The sequence below is a fragment of the Pseudomonas sp. PDM15 genome (genome assembly GCF_014851565.1).
Classification (GTDB): domain Bacteria; phylum Pseudomonadota; class Gammaproteobacteria; order Pseudomonadales; family Pseudomonadaceae; genus Aquipseudomonas.
In genome coordinates, this window is record NZ_JACVAA010000003.1 from 486,298 (window position 1) to 503,897 (window position 17,600).

General features: G+C 63.7%; 16 protein-coding genes. 6 read left to right on the plus strand and 10 right to left on the minus strand.

The window, feature by feature from the left end; translation table 11 throughout:
- Nucleotides 1-4 precede the first annotated feature (4 nt).
- The 4 genes from IB232_RS10190 to hemN all read left to right on the plus strand — a co-directional run bounded on the left by IB232_RS10190 (nt 5) and on the right by hemN (nt 4,819).
- A complete protein-coding gene (locus IB232_RS10190; RefSeq protein WP_192398379.1) occupies nt 5-2,410 on the plus strand; it encodes a heavy metal translocating P-type ATPase in 2,406 nt (801 codons plus the stop codon).
- 46 nt (nt 2,411-2,456) lie between these two features.
- Nucleotides 2,457-2,663: a cbb3-type cytochrome oxidase assembly protein CcoS gene (ccoS, locus tag IB232_RS10195; RefSeq protein WP_192398380.1), complete on the plus strand. Its 207-nt coding sequence runs from the start codon at nt 2,457-2,459 to the stop codon at nt 2,661-2,663.
- Nucleotides 2,656-3,339 (plus strand): sulfite exporter TauE/SafE family protein, encoded by a 684-nt coding sequence (locus IB232_RS10200; protein ID WP_192398381.1) that lies wholly within the window; start codon nt 2,656-2,658, stop codon nt 3,337-3,339. The genes ccoS and IB232_RS10200 overlap by 8 nt, the downstream gene beginning before the upstream one ends.
- Before the next feature lie 97 nt (nt 3,340-3,436).
- Complete coding sequence (gene hemN, locus IB232_RS10205; protein WP_192398382.1) at nt 3,437-4,819, plus strand: oxygen-independent coproporphyrinogen III oxidase; 1,383 nt, start codon at nt 3,437-3,439, stop codon at nt 4,817-4,819.
- Nucleotides 4,820-4,906: 87 nt separating this feature from the next.
- On the opposite strand, the gene IB232_RS10210 is transcribed toward hemN, so the two are convergent.
- A complete protein-coding gene (locus IB232_RS10210; protein WP_192398383.1) occupies nt 4,907-5,359 on the minus strand; it encodes a hypothetical protein in 453 nt (150 codons plus the stop codon).
- Between the two features lie 182 nt (nt 5,360-5,541).
- On the opposite strand from IB232_RS10210, the gene fnr reads away from it, so the two are divergent.
- Together fnr and IB232_RS10220 are read left to right on the plus strand one after the other, a co-directional pair.
- Nucleotides 5,542-6,276 carry a fumarate/nitrate reduction transcriptional regulator Fnr gene (gene fnr, locus IB232_RS10215; protein ID WP_192398384.1) on the plus strand — a complete coding sequence of 245 codons (735 nt, stop codon included), beginning with the start codon at nt 5,542-5,544 and terminating at the stop codon, nt 6,274-6,276.
- Nucleotides 6,277-6,285: 9 nt separating this feature from the next.
- Nucleotides 6,286-6,834 (plus strand): adenine phosphoribosyltransferase, encoded by a 549-nt coding sequence (locus tag IB232_RS10220; RefSeq protein WP_192398385.1) that lies wholly within the window; start codon nt 6,286-6,288, stop codon nt 6,832-6,834.
- A gap of 52 nt (nt 6,835-6,886) precedes the next feature.
- On the opposite strand, the gene IB232_RS10225 is transcribed toward IB232_RS10220, so the two are convergent.
- The 9 genes from IB232_RS10225 to IB232_RS10265 all read right to left on the minus strand — a co-directional run bounded on the left by IB232_RS10225 (nt 6,887) and on the right by IB232_RS10265 (nt 17,536).
- Nucleotides 6,887-9,661 (minus strand): hypothetical protein, encoded by a 2,775-nt coding sequence (locus tag IB232_RS10225; RefSeq protein ID WP_192398386.1) that lies wholly within the window; start codon nt 9,659-9,661, stop codon nt 6,887-6,889.
- A gap of 36 nt (nt 9,662-9,697) precedes the next feature.
- Nucleotides 9,698-9,997 (minus strand): hypothetical protein, encoded by a 300-nt coding sequence (locus IB232_RS10230; protein ID WP_192398387.1) that lies wholly within the window; start codon nt 9,995-9,997, stop codon nt 9,698-9,700.
- A gap of 54 nt (nt 9,998-10,051) precedes the next feature.
- Nucleotides 10,052-12,175 (minus strand): hypothetical protein, encoded by a 2,124-nt coding sequence (locus tag IB232_RS10235; protein ID WP_225592233.1) that lies wholly within the window; start codon nt 12,173-12,175, stop codon nt 10,052-10,054.
- Between the two features lie 531 nt (nt 12,176-12,706).
- The gene (locus IB232_RS10240; RefSeq protein WP_192398388.1) at nt 12,707-13,474 is read right to left on the minus strand and encodes an alpha/beta fold hydrolase; all 768 of its coding nucleotides are present in this window, start codon (nt 13,472-13,474) and stop codon (nt 12,707-12,709) included.
- A gap of 164 nt (nt 13,475-13,638) precedes the next feature.
- A complete protein-coding gene (locus IB232_RS10245; RefSeq protein ID WP_192398389.1) occupies nt 13,639-14,013 on the minus strand; it encodes an iron chaperone in 375 nt (124 codons plus the stop codon).
- Nucleotides 14,014-14,119: 106 nt separating this feature from the next.
- A complete protein-coding gene (locus IB232_RS10250) occupies nt 14,120-14,704 on the minus strand; it encodes a DUF6151 family protein (protein ID WP_192398390.1) in 585 nt (194 codons plus the stop codon).
- Between the two features lie 107 nt (nt 14,705-14,811).
- Nucleotides 14,812-15,903: a HEPN domain-containing protein gene (locus IB232_RS10255; protein ID WP_192398391.1), complete on the minus strand. Its 1,092-nt coding sequence runs from the start codon at nt 15,901-15,903 to the stop codon at nt 14,812-14,814.
- Between the two features lie 75 nt (nt 15,904-15,978).
- Nucleotides 15,979-16,791: a hypothetical protein gene (locus IB232_RS10260; protein ID WP_192398392.1), complete on the minus strand. Its 813-nt coding sequence runs from the start codon at nt 16,789-16,791 to the stop codon at nt 15,979-15,981.
- Nucleotides 16,792-16,897: 106 nt separating this feature from the next.
- A complete protein-coding gene (locus IB232_RS10265) occupies nt 16,898-17,536 on the minus strand; it encodes a hypothetical protein (RefSeq protein ID WP_192398393.1) in 639 nt (212 codons plus the stop codon).
- Nucleotides 17,537-17,600 lie beyond the last annotated feature (64 nt).

Here is a 17,600-nt window from a genome sequence, read left to right on the forward strand (position 1 = left end):
CCGCATGAGCAGCCCCCTTCCCTGCTACCACTGCGGCCTGCCGGTTCCCCCCGGCAGCCGCTTCGAGGCCCGCGTCCTGGATCAGCCGCGGGCCTTCTGCTGCCCGGGCTGCCAGGCCGTGGCCGAGGCCATCGTCGCCGGCGGACTGGACAACTACTACCGCCACCGCAGCGACAGCGCGGTCAACCCGCAGAGTCTGCCCAAGGCCCTGCCCGACGAGCTGGCACTGTACGACCGCGACGAGGTGCAGCAGGGCTTCGTCCAGCACCAGGGCGAACTCAGCGAGACCAGCCTGCTGATCGAGGGCATCAGCTGCGCCGCCTGCGGCTGGCTGATCGAGAAGCACCTGCGCGGCCTTCCTGGCGTTGCCGAGGCCAACCTCAACCTGTCCAACCAGCGCCTGCAGGTGCGCTGGTCCGACAGTCAGGTGCCGCTCAGCCAACTGCTCGCCGAGCTGCGCCGTATCGGCTACGCCGGCCACCCCTGGCAAGCGGACGAGGCCAGCGAACGCCTGGCCGCCGAGAACCGCAAGGCCATGCGCCAGATTGGCATCGCCGGCCTGCTGTGGATGCAGGTGATGATGGCGGCCATGGCCACCTGGCCGGAGTTCAATGTCGACCTCTCCCCGGAGCTGGACAAGATCCTGCGCTGGACCAGCCTGTTCCTCACCACGCCTATCGTCTTCTACTGCTGCGGCCAGTTCTTCCGCGGCGCCCTGCGCGATTTGCGCACCCGCCACCTAACCATGGACGTGTCGGTATCGCTGGCCATCGGCGGCGCCTACCTGGCCGGCATCTGGTCCACCGTCACCGGCGTCGGCGAGCTGTACTTCGACGCGGTGGGCATGTTCGCCCTGTTCCTGCTCGCCGGTCGCTACCTGGAACGGCGCGCCCGCGAACGCACGGCGGCGGCCACCGCGCAGCTGGTCAGCCTGCTGCCGCCGTCCTGCCTGCGCCTGGACGACAGCGGCCAAAGCCAGCGCATCCTGTTGCGCGAACTGGCCATCGGCGATCGCGTACTGGTGCCGCCCGGCGCCCAGCTGCCGGCGGACGGACGCATCGTCAGCGGCCAGTCCAGCGTCGACGAGTCCCTGCTCACGGGCGAATACCTGCCGCTGGCCCGCAGCGAAGGCGATGCCGTCACCGCCGGCACGCTCAACGTCGAAGGCCCGCTGACCGTGCAGGTCGAGGCCCTGGGCAGCGACACCCGCCTGTCCGCCATCGTCCGCCTGCTCGAACGCGCCCAGGCCGACAAGCCGCCGATGGCCGAGATGGCCGACCGCGTGGCCCAGTGGTTCCTGCTCATCGTGCTCGGCCTGGCCGCCGTGGTCGGCCTGATCTGGTGGCAGATCGACAGCGAACGGGCGTTCTGGATCGTGCTGTCGCTGCTGGTCGCCACCTGCCCCTGCGCCCTGTCGCTGGCCACCCCCACCGCGCTGACTACCGCCACCGGCAGCCTGCACAAGCTCGGCCTGCTGCTGACCCGCGGCCATGTGCTGGAAGGCCTGAAGCAGATCGACACGGTGATCTTCGACAAGACCGGCACCCTCAGCGAGGGCCGCCTGACCCTGGAGCGCATCGAAACCCTGCGCGAGCTGGACGCCGACACCTGCCTGGCACTGGCCGCCGCTCTCGAACACGGCTCCGAGCACCCCATCGCCCGCGCCTTCGGCCACAGCCAGCGCGGCGCCGAACAGCTGGCCAGCGAACCCGGCCAGGGCCTGCAGGGCGTGGTCGACGGCCGGCGTCTGCGTATCGGCCAGCCGGCCTATGTGGCGGCACTGGCCGGCCGCGCGGCACCGGCGATTCCCGGCGAACACGGCCAGTGGCTGCTGCTCGGCGACGAGCGCGGCCCGCTGGCCTGGTTCGTCCTCGGCGATCGCCTGCGCGAGGATGCCCCTGAGCTGCTCGCCGCCTGCCGCGCCCAGGGCTGGCAGATCATCCTGCTGTCCGGCGACAGCTCGCCGATGGTCGGCGAGGTGGCGCGCCAGCTCGGCATCGACGACGCCCGTGGCGGCCTCACCCCGGACGCCAAGCTGGCGGTACTCGAAGACCTGCACGCCCAGGGCCGTCGTGTGCTGATGCTGGGCGACGGGGTCAACGACGTGCCGGTGCTGGCCGGTGCCGATATCAGCGTGGCCATGGGCAGCGCCACCGACCTGGCCAAGACCAGCGCCGACGCCGTGCTGCTGTCCAACCGCCTCGGCAGCCTGGTGCAGGCCTTCGCCCTGGCCCGCCGCACGCGGCGCATCATCATCGAGAACCTGGCCTGGGCGACTCTGTACAATGGCCTGGTGCTGCCGTTCGCCGCCCTCGGCTGGGTCACTCCGCTGTGGGCCGCGCTCGGCATGTCGGCCAGCTCGCTACTGGTGGTGCTCAACGCCCTGCGCCTGGCCCGCGTGAAACCCTGATATCGGTCGCTGCGACCTACGCCTCGCCCGTGAACCCGGAGCTCCCATGTCCGCCATCTACATCCTGATTCCGATTGCCGTGGTCCTGGTCGGCTTCGCCATCTGGCTGTTCGTCTGGGCGGTGGACAACGGCCAGTACGACGACCTGGACAGCCCCGCCCACAGCATCCTGTTCGACGACGAAGACCCGCAGCACAAAGCCGCCATCGCCGAGGCCGACAAGGCTGGCGACAAGGACGAGCCACGTGCCTGAGCTGGCACCGCTGCTGGTTTCCGCGCTGATCCTCGGCCTGCTCGGCGGTGGTCACTGCCTGGGCATGTGCGGCGGCCTGATGGGCGCGCTGACCCTGGCCATCCCGCCGGAGCAACGCGCCCGCCGCTTCCGCCTGCTGCTGGCTTACAACCTCGGGCGCATCCTCAGCTACGCCACGGCCGGCCTGCTGATCGGCCTGGCCGGCTGGGCCGTGGCCAGCAGCCCGGCGGCCATGGTGCTGCGGGTGATCGCCGCACTGCTGCTGATCGCCATGGGGCTGTATCTGGCCGGCTGGTGGAGCGGCCTGACCCGCATCGAGGCCGTCGGGCGTCACCTTTGGCGCCACCTGCAACCCATCGCCAGCCGTCTGATGCCGGTCAGCGGCCTGCCGCGTGCCCTGCTGCTCGGCGCCGTGTGGGGTTGGCTGCCCTGCGGCCTGGTCTACAGCACCCTGCTGTGGGCCTCCAGCCAGGGCTCGCCGGCGGACAGCGCACTGCTGATGCTGGCCTTCGGCCTGGGCACCTGGCCGGTGCTGCTGGCCACCGGCATGGCCGCCGAGCGCCTGACCGCCCTGCTGCGCCGACGTGGCGTGCGCATGGCCGGCGGCCTGCTGGTGATCCTGTTCGGCCTGTGGACCCTGCCCGGCCCGCACCAGCACTGGCTGATGGGGCACTAAGCAAGCGCTGCACGAACGTGCGCCAGCCTGACCCAGGTCAAGAAGCGCCGCCGCGCAATCCCTAGACTGGCCCCATCGCCAATCCAGGGATATCTCCATGCTCGATGCCATCCGCTGGGACGCCGACCTGATCCGCCGCCACGACCGGCCAGGTCCGCGCTACACCTCCTACCCCACCGCCGTGCAGTTCCACGGCGAGGTCGGCTCCTTCGACCTTTTGCACGCCCTGCGCGACAGCCGCAAGGCGCGACGACCACTGTCGCTCTACGTGCACGTGCCGTTCTGCGCCAACATCTGCTACTACTGCGCCTGCAACAAGGTGATCACCAAGGATCGCGGCCGCGCCCTGCCGTACCTGGAGCGCCTGGAGCAGGAGATCGAGCTGGTCTCGCGCCACCTGGACCAGCGCCAGGTGGTCGAGCAGCTGCACTTCGGCGGCGGCACCCCGACCTTTCTCAGCCACGACGAGCTGCGCCGGCTGATGGAACATATCCGCAAGCACTTCACCCTGCTGGACGACGACAGCGGCGACTACGGCATCGAGATCGACCCGCGCGAGGCGGACTGGTCGACCATGGGCCTGCTGCGCGAGCTGGGCTTCAACCGCGTCAGCCTCGGCGTGCAGGACCTCGACCCGGACGTGCAGCGCGCCATCAACCGCCTGCAGACCCTCGAGCAGACCCGCGCCATCGTCGATGCGGCGCATGCCCTGCAATTCCGCTCGGTGAATATCGACTTGATCTACGGCCTGCCGCGGCAGACCCCGGAAAGCTTCGCCCGCACGGTAGCCGAGGTGATCGCCCTGCAGCCGGACCGGCTGTCGGTGTTCAACTACGCGCACCTGCCGGAGCGCTTCATGCCGCAGCGACGGATCAACGATAACGAACTGCCCAGCCCGGCGGACAAGCTGGCCATGCTGCAGGGCAGCATCGAGCAGCTCACCGCCGCCGGCTACCGTTACATCGGCATGGACCACTTCGCCCTGCCCGACGACGAGCTGGCCATGGCCCAGGAAGACGGCACCCTGCAGCGCAACTTCCAGGGTTACACCACCCACGGCCACTGCGACCTGATCGGCCTGGGCGTATCCGCCATCAGCCAGGTCGGCGACCTGTACAGCCAAAACAGCAGCGACCTGGCCAACTACCAGCAGAGCCTGGGCAATAGCCAGCTGGCCACCCAGCGCGGCCTGCACTGCAACGACGACGACCGTATCCGCCGCGCCGTGATCCAGGCGCTGATCTGCCAGTTCCAACTGAGCTTCCGCGATATCGAGGAGCGCTTCGCCATAGACTTCCGCAGCTACTTCTCGGCCATCTGGCCACAGCTGCAGCAACTGGCCCGCGACGGACTGATCGAGCTGGGTGAACACGGTATCGACGTACGCCCGGCCGGCCGCCTGCTGGTGCGCTCGCTGTGCATGCTGTTCGACCACTACCTGGAGCAGCAGAACCAGCAGCGCTTCTCGCGGGTGATTTGAACAGACAGGCAGATCAGCCAGGCAGTCCGGATGCAATCCGGGGGTGAACGCTCCCGGACTTCATCCGGGCTACAGACCTTTGGGGAGTCAGGCCATCGCCAAACTGGTCGCCTGCATGCGCTGGTCGTTGCTCAGGCGTTTGTCTTTCAGCGCCTCCACCAGGCTAGCCTGGGCCGTGCTGAGGGCGCCCTGCAGCGAGGCCAGTTCGCCGCGCAACATCTCCAGACGCATCTGCTTGGCTTCCGCGTCCATCCCTGAGTCGGCCATCAGCGCCTGCAGCTCGGCCTGCTTCTCGGCGATCTGCTGGCGCAGCTCGCGGATCATCTTGAGGATTTCCTTGATGTTGTCCGGCAGGTCGGCCTCGTCGATATCGTTGTTCTTCGCCGCAGCGGCGCGCACCTTGCCCAGTTCGGACAGGGTCACCCGCAGGCCGTCGCGCACTTCCTCCTCGCTGGCCACCTCGCCGTCGGCACGCGCCGCCTGGCGCTGCACGCCGAGCGCCAGGCGCTCGACCACGCCATTCATGTCTACCCTAAGCATGGAGTTTCCCTCGACGCATTCCTCCATCGGGCTATCGGAAGGCGACGAAAAAACTTGAGCAAGCGGTCAGCCATGTTCCACCATCGAACCTATTCCCCCACCGACCTTGGTCGGCCTGGCCCATGCGCGGCTCCATGGGTTAACCTTTGTCTTTGTGTGTGATCTCCATTCAGGGAACTCCGATGTCAGAATCCATCAAGGTACACAGCCCTCACCAGGCCCATTGCAAGGACTGCAGCCTGGCCGCGCTGTGCCTGCCGCTGTCGCTGAACCTGGAGGACATGGACTCCCTGGACCGCATCGTCAAACGCGGGCGCCCGTTGAAGAAAGGTGAATTCCTGTTCCGCCAGGGCGATGCCTTCGACTCGGTGTTCGCCGTGCGCGCTGGCGCGCTGAAGACCTTTACCCTGAGCGACTCGGGCGAGGAGCAGATCACCGGGTTCCACCTGCCCAGCGAGCTGGTCGGCCTGTCCGGCGTCGACACCGAGGTCTACCCGGTGTCGGCCCAGGCCCTGGAAACCACCTCGATATGCGAGATTCCCTTCGAGCGCCTGGACGAGCTGGCCGTGCAGCTGCCGCAGCTGCGTCGCCAGCTGATGCGGGTGATGAGCCGCGAGATCCGCGACGATCAGCAGATGATGCTGCTGCTCTCCAAGAAGACCGCCGACGAGCGCATCGCCACCTTCCTGGTCAACCTCTCCGCGCGCTTCCGCGCCCGCGGCTTCTCGGCCAACCAGTTCCGCCTGGCCATGTCGCGCAACGAGGTAGGCAACTACCTGGGCCTGGCCGTGGAAACCGTGTCGCGGGTGTTCACCCGCTTCCAGCAGAACGGCCTGATCAACGCCGAAGGCAAGGAAGTGCAGATCCTCGACCCCATCGAGCTGTGTGCCCTGGCCGGCGGCAATATGCCTGACTGAGGACACGCGATGATCTTCGACGAATTCGCCATCAAATCGCTGATCCGCCCGGTGCCGGACTTCCCCAAGCCCGGCGTGGTGTTCCGCGACATCACCCCGCTGTTCCAGTCGCCACGCGCCCTGCGCATGGTGGTGGACAGCTTCATCCAGCGTTACGTCGAGACCGAGTTCAGCCATATCGCGGCGATGGATGCGCGCGGTTTCCTGTTCGGCTCGATCATGGCCTACGAGCTGAACAAGCCGCTGATCCTGTTCCGCAAGCAGGGCAAGCTGCCGGCCGAGGTGCTCGCCGAGAGCTACCAGACCGAGTACGGCGAGGCCCTGCTGGAAGTGCACGCCGACAGCCTGTGCGAAGGCGACCGGGTGCTGATCTTCGATGACCTGATCGCCACCGGTGGCACCCTGCTGGCCGCCGCGCGACTGGTCAAACGCCTCGGCGCCCAGGTGCACGAGGCCGCCGCGATCATCGACCTGCCCGAGCTGGGCGGCTCGCGCAAGCTGCAGGACATCGGCATCCCCACCTTCACCCTGACCGCCTTCGAGCTCGGCGAACGCTGACAGGCATCACCCGCCCCGCACAACGCAGGGCGGGAAGCCCGCGACACCCGCGTCAGTGCACATTGATGCGCAGCGCCACCCCGCCCACTACCTTGCCATTCTCGCGCTGCAGCAGATCGACGATAAAGCTGGCGCCGCGCTTGGCCTGCGCCGGCACCGTAACCCGTAGGCCGACCTGCTGCGCCTGCAGCGGCGCCAGACGCACCGGCAGGCGCGCCGACGCCCCCTGAGCGAAGTGCAACTCCAGTGCCCCGGAAAAGCTCTCCGCCAGCCGCGCCGGCTGTGCACTGGTCAGCAGCTCCAGCCGGTCGGCGCTGGCCAGCGGCTGGCAGGCGGCGCAGTCCAGGTGCGTGGCCTTGTCCACTGCTAGCGGTTTGGCTGCAGGCAACACCAGGGCGCCCGTGCGCAGCTTGGGCGGCACGCTGCCCTTCTCCAGCAGCAGGCTGGCCTGCAGATCATCCAGCCCCTTGGGCCGGCGCAGCTCGAACTCCACGGTGCGCGCCAGCTTCGCGCGCAGGCTCACCGCCAGCAGCGGCAGCACTATCCAGGCATTGGGCTTGAGGTCGACCACGCTGAGGTTCTTCTGCGCCAGGTTGTTCTGCTGCCACACATGGCGGCCGGCCTGGGGATGGTCGAAACGGGTGAACACTGCAGCCAGCAGGCACGGGTGGCTGCCCGGCGCCGGTACCGCACTGCGTGGCAGACGCGCCTTGAGAATGCGCGACTCGCCCGGCCCCAGCTCGAAATCCGCCGCAGCGGTGACGGCGGGCAGGAAGTCCGCCGGGTAGACGAACTGGCTGCCGGCGTACTGCTTGACGTTGAAGCTCAGCAGAAAATGCCGCGCGGTTCCCGTGGCGCTACGGTTACGCACTCGCGCGTGGATCCAGTTGTCCTGGCCGTATTCCAGGTTCTGGTGCTGCAGGCCGTCGTCGTCGCGGTTGCGCACCCACAGGTCCGGCGAATCCCAGAAGCGCCCTGCCCAATCGTCCGCACCGGGATCGCCGGCGTCGTCGCGCAGCCACAGGTCGGGTTGCGGCGATGGATCGCCCAGTCCATAGACGAAGCGCTGGAACGCATCCACGCAACTCGGGTTGCCGCCACGGGCCAGGAGGAAGCACTCCAGCTCCTCGGTCTTCACCGGGCGCGGGTAGCGTGCCTGGTAGAAGTCTTTCATCAGCGCGTTCAGCGGTGCCACACCGAGCAGCGCGGCCATGCCCTTCCAGAAGCGCTCGCCGGAGCCATAAGACGAGCCATGGGTGACGCGCACCCAGGGATTGCGCGAACACAGGGCCAGCGGCGCGTCGGCGAAGTTGAACGGCAGCGAGCCCGCCGCGCCGTTGTCGTGGTAGGTGGTCCAGGCCTCGTCGAACCAGGCATCGGGCTGGCTGGCCGGCTTCAGCCCGCGCGCCCACCAGCTGTGGAAAGTCTCGTGGCGCAGCGGCCCGGTGCCGGTGGTGGTACCGCCCTCGTACTCCATGCCGCCCTGATGGATAAAGGCGGTAAAGCGGCCGCCGTGGATATAGCGCCCCGAGCTGTTCTCGTTGTCGGCGAGGAAGCCGGCGATGGCACTGGCCTGGGTCGCCAGATTGGCGGCGTTGCTGGTCAGCTTCCAGGTGGTGATCGCCACGTTGCTGCCCGACACCGGCAGCACGGTGTTCAGCGTGCTGCTCTGCAGGCTGTCGGCGGCGCGCAGTTCCAGCAGCGGTGACAGCGCGGTGAAGCGCGCCGGGAAGTCGAGGCGCCAGTGGTTGCCGCCCAGCACGGCGAGGTTGCCATTGCTGATCGGCGTATGCGCCACGGCCGTGCCGGTCAGGCGCAGCTCCAGGCTCAGCTCGAACTGGTCGAAGATCAGATTGGCCGGTACGAAGGCCTCCAGGTAACGGCCGGCGCCCAGGTCGGTGAAACCGAAGTTGAAGGCCAGCCGCGGCCCGGTGCTCCAGACGATCTGCGGCTGGTAGGAGCCGGCCGTCGAAGCCTGCGGAATGCCCACCGAATAGGTCAGGCGCAGGCTGTGCTCGCTGCCCGCTTCCAGGCTGCGCGCCAACACCCGCAGGTTGGCGTGGCTGCCACCGCCGAAGTCGTGGTGCGCCACGTCGGCCGGCGGCACCACGGTGCCATCCAGCCACACGCCGGTGACGGTCTGACGCAGGTCGAAGATCGGGCAGCCGGCATGGCGGCCGAGGCGGAATACCAGGGTGGCGTCACCGCTGACCTGCTGGCTGGCGGCGTCGAACAGCAGGCTGGCGTCGATGCTGCGGATGTCCACGGGCACCGCCCACAGACCGTCGACCAACTTGGGCGGCGGCGCCAGGTCCAGCGTGGTGCCGGCCAGATCGGCCAGGGCCGGCAGCTGCGCCAGCAGGCCACTCAGGCCCACCGCGCACTCGCCGTCCGCGCCCACGCAGGCGCCGCCATTGCGCTTGAGAATGCCGCGCCAGCCGTAACCACGCGCCGCCTGCACATGGGCCAGCTCCTCGCTGACGAAGATCGCCCGCGCACTGGCCGCAGCGTGCCCGGCCTTGCCCAGGGCAAGGTCGAAGATCGGCTGGTTGGGCTTGCCTAGATTGCCCGGCACTTCGCTGGAAATGGTCACCAGCGCCGCCTCGATGTAACGCGACAGGTGCAGCCCATCGAGAATCGCCTGCACCGTGGCCAGCGTGGTGCCCGCGGCCTGATTGGGCAGCAGGCCCAGGCGGTAACCACGGTTCTTGAGTATCTGCAGGCAGTCCAGGGTATCGGCGTAGCGCAGGCGCACGCCGCCCGGGCCGGTGTAGGTCAGGGTGTCGCCCAGGTCGAAGAAGACCGTGGCGGGAAAGACGCCAGACATGTTCGTCCTCCTGACGGAGGTCGGGCGTCTCGCGCGCTAACTACTGCGCCTGTAGCTGAAGCTACAGCCCGACGGGTCCGTGAAAGTCAGTGTGCCGTCGATGAGGCTGTAGGCGTAGGTCACCACTTCGTCGTTGGCGGTGGACAGCGCCACCTGCCCCGCCGCCGGCACCTGCCAGCGGCCCTGGTCCCACCAGGTGAAGCCGCCGGCCGGCTCGGTGCTGCCGAAGTACAGGCCACCGTCCTCGAAGCGCAAGTGCGCGGCATAGCCGGCGGCACAGGGCGCCTGTTCGGACATGCGCCAAGTGCCCGGCAATCTGGGATCGAGATCTGCCATCAGACTCTCCTTTGCAGGCGAGATGCGGGGCCGAGGCCCCGCATCCGTTACGCCCTACTTGGCAGTGGCCAGGCGGGCAGGCTTGGGCTTGGCCCGGCTGATTTTCGGCAGGCTACCGCCGGCATCGCTGAGCAGCCGGTCGAGCTTGCCCTGCTCGGAGTTGCTCATCACCGTGTTGTCGTCCAGCAACGCAGTGGCCGCCTTGACGTCGGGCTTGCGCTTCATGAAGCGCGCGGCCAGGCGCTTGGTCTCGATGGCCGCGAAGTGCGGCTTGAGCACCGGCGACGCCAGCGCGGCCTGGATGGCATCGATGCCGTCGCTCAGGTGATCGCCACCGAACACCAGCACCAGGTGCGCATCCGGCGTGGACAGTACCTTGTGCGCGGCCTGGGCGTGGCGCTCGTCCACCGCCGCGGTGACCATCACCGAGGTAGTGCCGGAGGCATGCGCGACCATGCCCTCGACGTCCCAGTGCACATCCACCCGCACCTCATGAATGCCCGACACGCCGAACAGCGCGCCCTCGGCGCCGCGCATCAGGGTCATCGATTCCTCGATGCGCTCGCCCGGCTGAAGCACGCGGAACGGCGAGTCCTCGATGCAGTGGATGATGGTGCGGAAGGTGCGCTGATTGCCGGACGGGTCGGTCACGCTGCCGCTGACGTGCTCGCTCTTCAGGCTCAGGCTGGCTGGCACCTGGATCGGCTGTTCGCCACGGTTGACCAGCGCCACGCCGATGCGCACCGGCGCGCCCAGGGGCAGCTCGCCGAGCAGCGCATTGACCTCCAGTTGCAAGCCCAGCACTTCCGCTTCCAGATCGGTCGGGGTGATCGGCGGCGTGGCATTGGAGGCGCTGCCGAAGGCCACCGAGCCGGGGCGGATGAACGGGTCCGGGTAGTGGCGCAGCTGCTTGAGGTTGTCCGGATGGAACGACCACTGGATGTTGCTGGGGAACGGCGTGCCAGGCGTGGCGCCGGCGGCGATCACGTCGCTGGTACACATGAAGCCGAAGTCCGCCGAGTTGTGGTACAGGCCCAGGGCGTGCCCCAGTTCATGCACCGCCGTGCGGAAATACGGCGCCGCAGCGGTGCCGAAGCGCTGTCCGCTGACCGTGCCCCAACCGGGGTCGATGATCCAGTGCGAGGAGATGCCGACCCCTTCGCGCGGCACGTTGTTGGAGTCGGTGCCGCCGTTGTCGTACATGATCCCGCGCGGCGTGGAGTCGATGTTCTTCACCGCGAGTATGTGATAGCGCCACTCGGTGTCCAGGTTCACCACCGAGCGTCGCGCCAGCATGGCCGCGTGCATCTCGCCGTTGGACCAGGAATTGCCGCTGGGCTCCAGCACGTTGGTGTCGCTGAGGTTCACGCTGGTCTGGAAGCCCACCGCGTCCATCACCGTCGCCCAGGTGTGGCCCACGCCACTGTTGGTCGGCCGCTCGGAGCCGTTGACCGTATCAATCTCGATGGTGCAGCGGCGGAAGTAGGTGGACAGCCAGCCCATGGTCAGGCGCCCGACCACCGCACCGGCGGCGTTCTTCACATCGCCCTCGGCGTAGTCAGACGGCGACGGATAGCCGGCCGGCGCGGTGATGCGCACCATCTGCGCGGTCAGCGTGCTCTCCAGCGCCCAGGTGTTCGGCGCGGTGAAGCGGTACAGCTGGAAGCCCAGGCTGAAGCTGTTGCCCAGGTAGAAGTACTCCGGCAGCGAGGTGACCCGCACGTAGTAGCGGTAGTTGTTGCGCGCCAGGATCGGGATGCCCGAGGCCGGATTGGGCCCGGCCAGCAGGATCGGCTTGAGCGACAGGTTGGTCGCCGCCGTCTTGGTTTGCAGGGTCGGGAATGGCACCGGGATGGGGATTGGCAGGAAGATCACCGGACGCTGATAGAGGTCGCCGCTGGCCGTGCGGCCATCGCTGTGCGACTCGACCCGCAGAGTCCCGTCGTACGACACCAGCGAGGCACCGCTGGGCTTGTAGTTGAGCAGCCAACAACCGGCCCGCACGCTACGGAACTGCGGAATGATGATTCCGCCCGGCCCGGGCAGCGCGGCGATATTGGGGTTGATGGCGACATTGCTGAGGGTGGCGGCACTGGCAGCGACCGGGGCATCTTCCTGGCCGGGTGGAAGCAGATCTGGCAGAGGCGGGAATTGCGGATTTTCAGGCAGGCGGGACATTGCTGAACACTCCTATTCAACAAGGGGCGCACCCTGCCCGTAGAACTACCTGAATCACTGCGCGAGCTACTGCACTGGTATGGCACGTCACCCTTGGAGAGATCCATGTGGGGTTGACTCGTGCGCACAGCGCAGCGCACGACGCAGGGATTATGGAACTGTTATTCCGAACGCACAGTGCCGCCCATCTGCCGGAACGAACCGCAAGACGAGCGGATAAAAGTGGCATCGGGCCATTGGCGGCGTTCGCTCACAACCCACTCTACGAAGTCTAGGGATGCCCTCCAGACGGAGGACGCTGCGCTTGGGCGCCGCCTGATCGGAGAGTCAGAATCTGCGCTGACCAAAGCGTGCGCCGCGAGCGATGCAGGCTGTAAGCCATTTGCCATGCAGGCGTCACCAACCCTGAAACAGTCCTGCTCGCCTGGAGCGAAAATCGGCTACTGCGCGACTGAGCGCGGCGTTTTCTCTGCCGTATTTGCCGCTCGCACTCATCACTCAGCGACCTGGCTGCACGGCGGCATCGCGTGATTAGTCATCTCGTGCCTGGAGGCTATTCAGCATCTCGACAATCGTCGCCACCACCAGCTCCGGCTCGCTGAACTGGGGAAAGTGGCCGCTGCGCAGCGCCATCACCTGCCGGCCCAGCGGCGACAGGCTGGCCAGCGCCGCCTGATGCTCCGCTCGCAGCGCCAGGGCCTGCTCGGCGGTGGCCCAGGCCATCGCCGGCTTGCCGCCGCTGATAACGGTCAGCGGTATCGGCGGAAAACCGGGCGCCGCTTGCAGCTCGGCCACGGAGCGTTCCAGCTGCTGGGTTTCCGCCAGTGGGTTGGGCGGTGACAGCTTGGCGAGCAGCGCCGCCAGCACGCGCTGTAGCCGGGTGTCATGCTTGTGCAGCAGAAGCACGTCGTCGGGCGTCGATGCCTCGATGAACACCACCCCGGCCGTTTCCTGCGGGTGCAGCCGAGCGAACAGGTTGACGATCAGCCCACCCAGGGAATGCCCCACCAGCACATAGGGCGGCTGCAGCCCGGCCGCCCGCAGGGCCTGCCGTAACGAATCGACCATCTGCGCGGCCGACTGGGCCACCTGCGGCTTGGCACTGCCGCCGATACCGGGACGGTTGTAGGCGAATACCCTGGCCACTGCCGAGAGCGGCTCGAACACCTTGTGCCAGCCCTCGATCGGCCCGCCGGAGCCGTTGACCAGCACCACCGTCGCCGGCCCGCTGCCGGCCAGCACGTACTCGATGCTTTCAGCGCCGATCAGTGCTTTCTGTCTGGGAGGAAATCGATACATGAAGCGAACCTTGAATGATTAGGTGCCAGCGACCGCGCCGTACCTGCCCTTCCCGCCCTGCGCTGCACATGGCAGCAAGGGCTCGAACATGTGCGAGGGATGCGCGTGAGCCGCAAGTCGCAATCCATGCGCAAACAGGCAGCCAGCGCCGGTCGGAGTTCAAGCTACCAAAAGGCCTCATCCTCGCGCGCTCGAACAGCCCGCAAACAGTACTCGGCCAGCTGGCGCACCAACGCCTCCGGCACAGGCTCGCCATAGGGAATCTGCAGATAGTTCTTGGTGGTCCTGTGCCCCTGCAGCTCCTGCTGAAACGCTTCCAGCGCCGCCTGGCTGGGCGCGAAGTTGCAATGCGCCTTGTGCGCGGAGAAAGAGAACAGAAAACGCGGCTCCACGAAGAAGGGAGCGCCCCACTTGATGGCCTCCTGCGCCTCCGGAGCAACACTCTTGAGAATCCCGTAAAGCGTGCGCAGATGCGGCCGACTCTCGGCAGGCGCCGCCTCGATGTAATCAGCGATAGTGGCTGGAGGCTTGCCTGTCATCTCGATCTGACCTCATCGTGAATATGAGTTTGGGCGGGTTTGGCGCTGGGCTGGCCGAAAGGGAAATACACATCTCCAGCTATCCGGTGACCAGGCTAGACAACCCTCACGCATCGACTTTCAAACTGGCCAGCTCTTCAGGCTTCAAGACTCTGGGAACGACCCGCGGCACGCCAGATGCATCGAACAGGGGCGATTTCCGATAACCCCCACCGATACGGTTTGTGACCACGATCCAGATAAATCGAGCGATCACGCCGAGGAGTCCGTGTTGCTTGGGCTGCGGATTGCCCAACGCAGTGTCGGTATTCAGCACCGCAATCTCGGCCCCAAAATCCCTGTCCATGCGCTCCCGGTCCAGGCAGGCGTGAACCAAGCCGATAAAGGACACCTTGGGATCGGCCATGGTGTTGCCGATAGGCGTCGAGCAGCACGTCGTGTACCAGCGCAGCATGCCCTTGTCGCTGAGCCGCACTGCCGCCAAAAGCTCCTCGCCCTGCAAGAAGCGCAGGTGCTGCTGCGCTATCTGGACTATCTCGGTTCCGCCCTGCTTATCCAGCACAGCAGAGGGATTGCCAAGGAAACGCGCAAAAGCACGGCAATCCGTGCAATGGCAGATAAGGCGGTTGTGGGTGTTGTTGCTGTCAAGCTGGGCTTTAACGGTGCCGCACCTGCATTGAATCGGATGCATTGTTGTCACCCATCCTTGGAGAAATCGGCTCATGGAGCCGTAGCGGTTGGTTAAGGGGCCGGTTTAGCCGGTCCCAAGTGAGCAAAGCGAGCGGCGTGAACCAGTTGCTAGGCATCGCTGGCAGTGGACTCAGATTTAATGAATGCCCCGTGACGCAATGCAAATTGAAGTAGGCAATATCTGACTACCCGCTCTAGGCCAACGAGTGTTGGCGCATACTCCAGTATTTTCGAAAGATCCTTGTCGCTAATGACAGGCTTGCCAACTTGAACTTCTTTGTTTCGCCCACCCATTTGAGACGTTACCCAATTGCCGAACGGAGCCCCGGTATGCACATACTTGCTGCGAAGGTCGTAGGCAGCAGATATTGATTTTCGGAAGCTCTCGGCCTTGAGGCTTCCGATGCCGTCTCCAGCTTCAGATTTTTCGAAAAAACTTGCGTCGACAAGACCGACTATTGTTTCAACGAATCGCCTCTTGACAAGGAGTAAGCGGCCTTCGATGTGGCTTGCCACTTTTTCGCCATTGTCGAGGCTTTTACGAATACTAGCTAGATACTCTTTAGTAGTGTCGTCTAGTAGATCGAGTTTATCGAAGTCATGAAAATTTGAAAGAATTTCACCGGCCGAAATAAGGTGTAAGTAAGAAACCTCTGGATCTTTTTCAAAATTCCGTAGCGCCTGAGAGTAAAACTTGGCTGAACCCTGAAATGTATGGATAAAATCTATCGGCAGCGAGCCCCCGGATAGTAATGGAGAAAACCTTGACATTTCCGAAAGATTGAGCGGAATCTCGAAGTCTGGCCTCGGCTTGTGTGAGTTTTGCGGGAGAGATGGATTGGCCAGCGTCCCAAACTCAGAAAGCTCAGGAATATGGTAAAACCCTGAGCCTTCAACTAGACCATGGCTGTCGAAACGCTTTCCGAATAATACGCTTAGATATGCCGCGACTATCCCCCCCGTTGGAGAGTAATCGGGGAGAGGTATACCTGGACCTTTTTCTATGGCTTCGGTTTTAAAGGCAAATATATAGGCGCTTCTTGAAGCTGGACCCTCTTGCCATCGTACAGATGCAAACCTGTCATGAAATCCAGGCCACGCATGGGTCAGCAAAACACCTTCAGTTTCGTATTCTCCAACGAAGCGGCTGGGTGTTGAAAACAGCGCTTTTTGTATCTTTTCGTCTGGCCGCATTGTCATGAAAGATACCTAACGTTTGGTTAAGGGCCGGCTTAGCCGATCCCAGCGAGCAAAGTGAGCGATTTGAACCAATTGTTATGAGCCAATGACATAGAGCTCTTTAAATTTTTGCTCTATCGCTTTTCGAGTTTTCACGGCTTTGGTATTTACACTGATGCCGCGACCAATAACGTTATTAGGGTAGCCACGAAATTTATTGGCGACCGTGCCCAGTAACTTTACTCCGTGACCGGATTTTTCTTCATCAAGTGCGTGCTGCATGAATTCTCTCGTTACCCCAATAATCATATCTGACAGCTGCATTAATGTGCTGTGAGGCATGCGCGTATAAGATATTGAGTCATTAAACTTGAGAGACTCTAGGCTTCCGGACATGTAGTCAATGCCATCCTTGCTTTTTCCTTTGGAATACGCACAAGCATATTCAACATCGAAGGGCTTGGACATGCTACCGTCTGGCCAGTCCAATACAACCTCAGCCCTGTCAGGATTGCACTCTTTTATATGCTGTGAAAATCGCATAAGGCCATTGGAAAATACATGTCTTGAAAGATCTGACTTAAGGTCGACTAGTACTTTTCTGTCGCTACTGTAACCAAGAACTGCTGAAACAATAATAGTGAAGTCGATGCTTGATACAGCATCGAAAATCTCACGGCGCAAATCAAACATCTGCGTCATCATTCTTGTGTGATCCGGAGCTCTACCTTGCTCTTCATATTTTATTTTTAGATCTTTAAAGTTCCACTTTATGGGAAGTCGTTTGTTGCCAAATTTACTTTTTGCATTCTCCACTGCCTCCCGTAGTGGTCTTTCGTTCTCATGGCTTACAGCGATTCCGCCCAGTAGGATCATGTTTGGGACTTTTAGATCCTTGATGGTTCTCATGTCAGAGTCGTCTGCATACCACTTCATGCGATTTCCTTAATTGGTTCATAACGTTTGGATAGGGGGGCGGCCGCAAGCTCTGCTAGCGAACGACTTGATCCAATTGTTAGATTGCTGCGGCATACACAAAGCCAGCGATGAGAAAAGCTAAAATGGCTGCCGATTGTGCTGTGGTGAAGTAACCAAGCCAGGTTAGATTGTTGATAAGTGGTAAATACGCAATTTGTGGGTTGTTACCGTGCCTTTTCATCTTCCACTTAATCAAAAGCTTTGCCCACCAAGGTAGCGGCTTTGAGAACTCAGATAGTATTCTCTCTAGGCGGACTCCAGTTTGTATATTGATTCCCCAGAGCTCTGCGTCTTCTTGGATTTTCTGCTCTTCTCTTTCGTAGTTGATTAGATGCTCTTTAAAAGTCTCCGTGACGGCCAGGTTTGTTTGGCTGGCTACGCTTGACCTAAGCGCGGTCATTTTGGCAAGAATTCCAAATAGACAGGATGCACATAGCAGGCCGCCGCAAACTAAAAAACCATTTTTCCCTAGGATAGGAATTATTTTGTCTGAGTTGGTGATTAGGAATGAGGCTACGGCTGCGGCGCCAACGAGTAGCCATGTGGAAAGCTTTTCAATCGGCTCAATTGCGCAAGCAACAGCTCCGAACATAGAGGATACGATGGCATTCTCAGCGTTTTCACGAGCTAGCCGATTCCACTCAAGAAGTGGCTGGATTCTGGGATCTTCAGTCATAAATAATCTAACGATTAAGCTAAGGGGCCGGCTTCATCGGCCCCAGCGAGTGGAACGAGCGATT

What these genes read in the sequence shown, in the direction of transcription:
- ccoS (WP_192398380.1), top strand. Translation starts at nt 2,457, where the DNA reads ATGTCCGCCATCTACATCCTGATTCCGATTGCCGTGGTCCTGGTCGGC.
- IB232_RS10250 (WP_192398390.1), bottom strand. Translation starts at nt 14,704, where the DNA reads ATGCATCCGATTCAATGCAGGTGCGGCACCGTTAAAGCCCAGCTTGAC.
- IB232_RS10260 (WP_192398392.1), bottom strand. Translation starts at nt 16,791, where the DNA reads ATGAGAACCATCAAGGATCTAAAAGTCCCAAACATGATCCTACTGGGC.
- IB232_RS10210 (WP_192398383.1), bottom strand. Translation starts at nt 5,359, where the DNA reads ATGCTTAGGGTAGACATGAATGGCGTGGTCGAGCGCCTGGCGCTCGGC.
- IB232_RS10245 (WP_192398389.1), bottom strand. Translation starts at nt 14,013, where the DNA reads ATGACAGGCAAGCCTCCAGCCACTATCGCTGATTACATCGAGGCGGCG.
- IB232_RS10240 (WP_192398388.1), bottom strand. Translation starts at nt 13,474, where the DNA reads ATGTATCGATTTCCTCCCAGACAGAAAGCACTGATCGGCGCTGAAAGC.
- IB232_RS10190 (WP_192398379.1), top strand. Translation starts at nt 5, where the DNA reads ATGAGCAGCCCCCTTCCCTGCTACCACTGCGGCCTGCCGGTTCCCCCC.
- hemN (WP_192398382.1), top strand. Translation starts at nt 3,437, where the DNA reads ATGCTCGATGCCATCCGCTGGGACGCCGACCTGATCCGCCGCCACGAC.
- IB232_RS10230 (WP_192398387.1), bottom strand. Translation starts at nt 9,997, where the DNA reads ATGGCAGATCTCGATCCCAGATTGCCGGGCACTTGGCGCATGTCCGAA.
- IB232_RS10225 (WP_192398386.1), bottom strand. Translation starts at nt 9,661, where the DNA reads ATGTCTGGCGTCTTTCCCGCCACGGTCTTCTTCGACCTGGGCGACACC.
- IB232_RS10255 (WP_192398391.1), bottom strand. Translation starts at nt 15,903, where the DNA reads ATGACAATGCGGCCAGACGAAAAGATACAAAAAGCGCTGTTTTCAACA.
- IB232_RS10265 (WP_192398393.1), bottom strand. Translation starts at nt 17,536, where the DNA reads ATGACTGAAGATCCCAGAATCCAGCCACTTCTTGAGTGGAATCGGCTA.
- fnr (WP_192398384.1), top strand. Translation starts at nt 5,542, where the DNA reads ATGTCAGAATCCATCAAGGTACACAGCCCTCACCAGGCCCATTGCAAG.
- IB232_RS10235 (WP_225592233.1), bottom strand. Translation starts at nt 12,175, where the DNA reads ATGTCCCGCCTGCCTGAAAATCCGCAATTCCCGCCTCTGCCAGATCTG.
- IB232_RS10220 (WP_192398385.1), top strand. Translation starts at nt 6,286, where the DNA reads ATGATCTTCGACGAATTCGCCATCAAATCGCTGATCCGCCCGGTGCCG.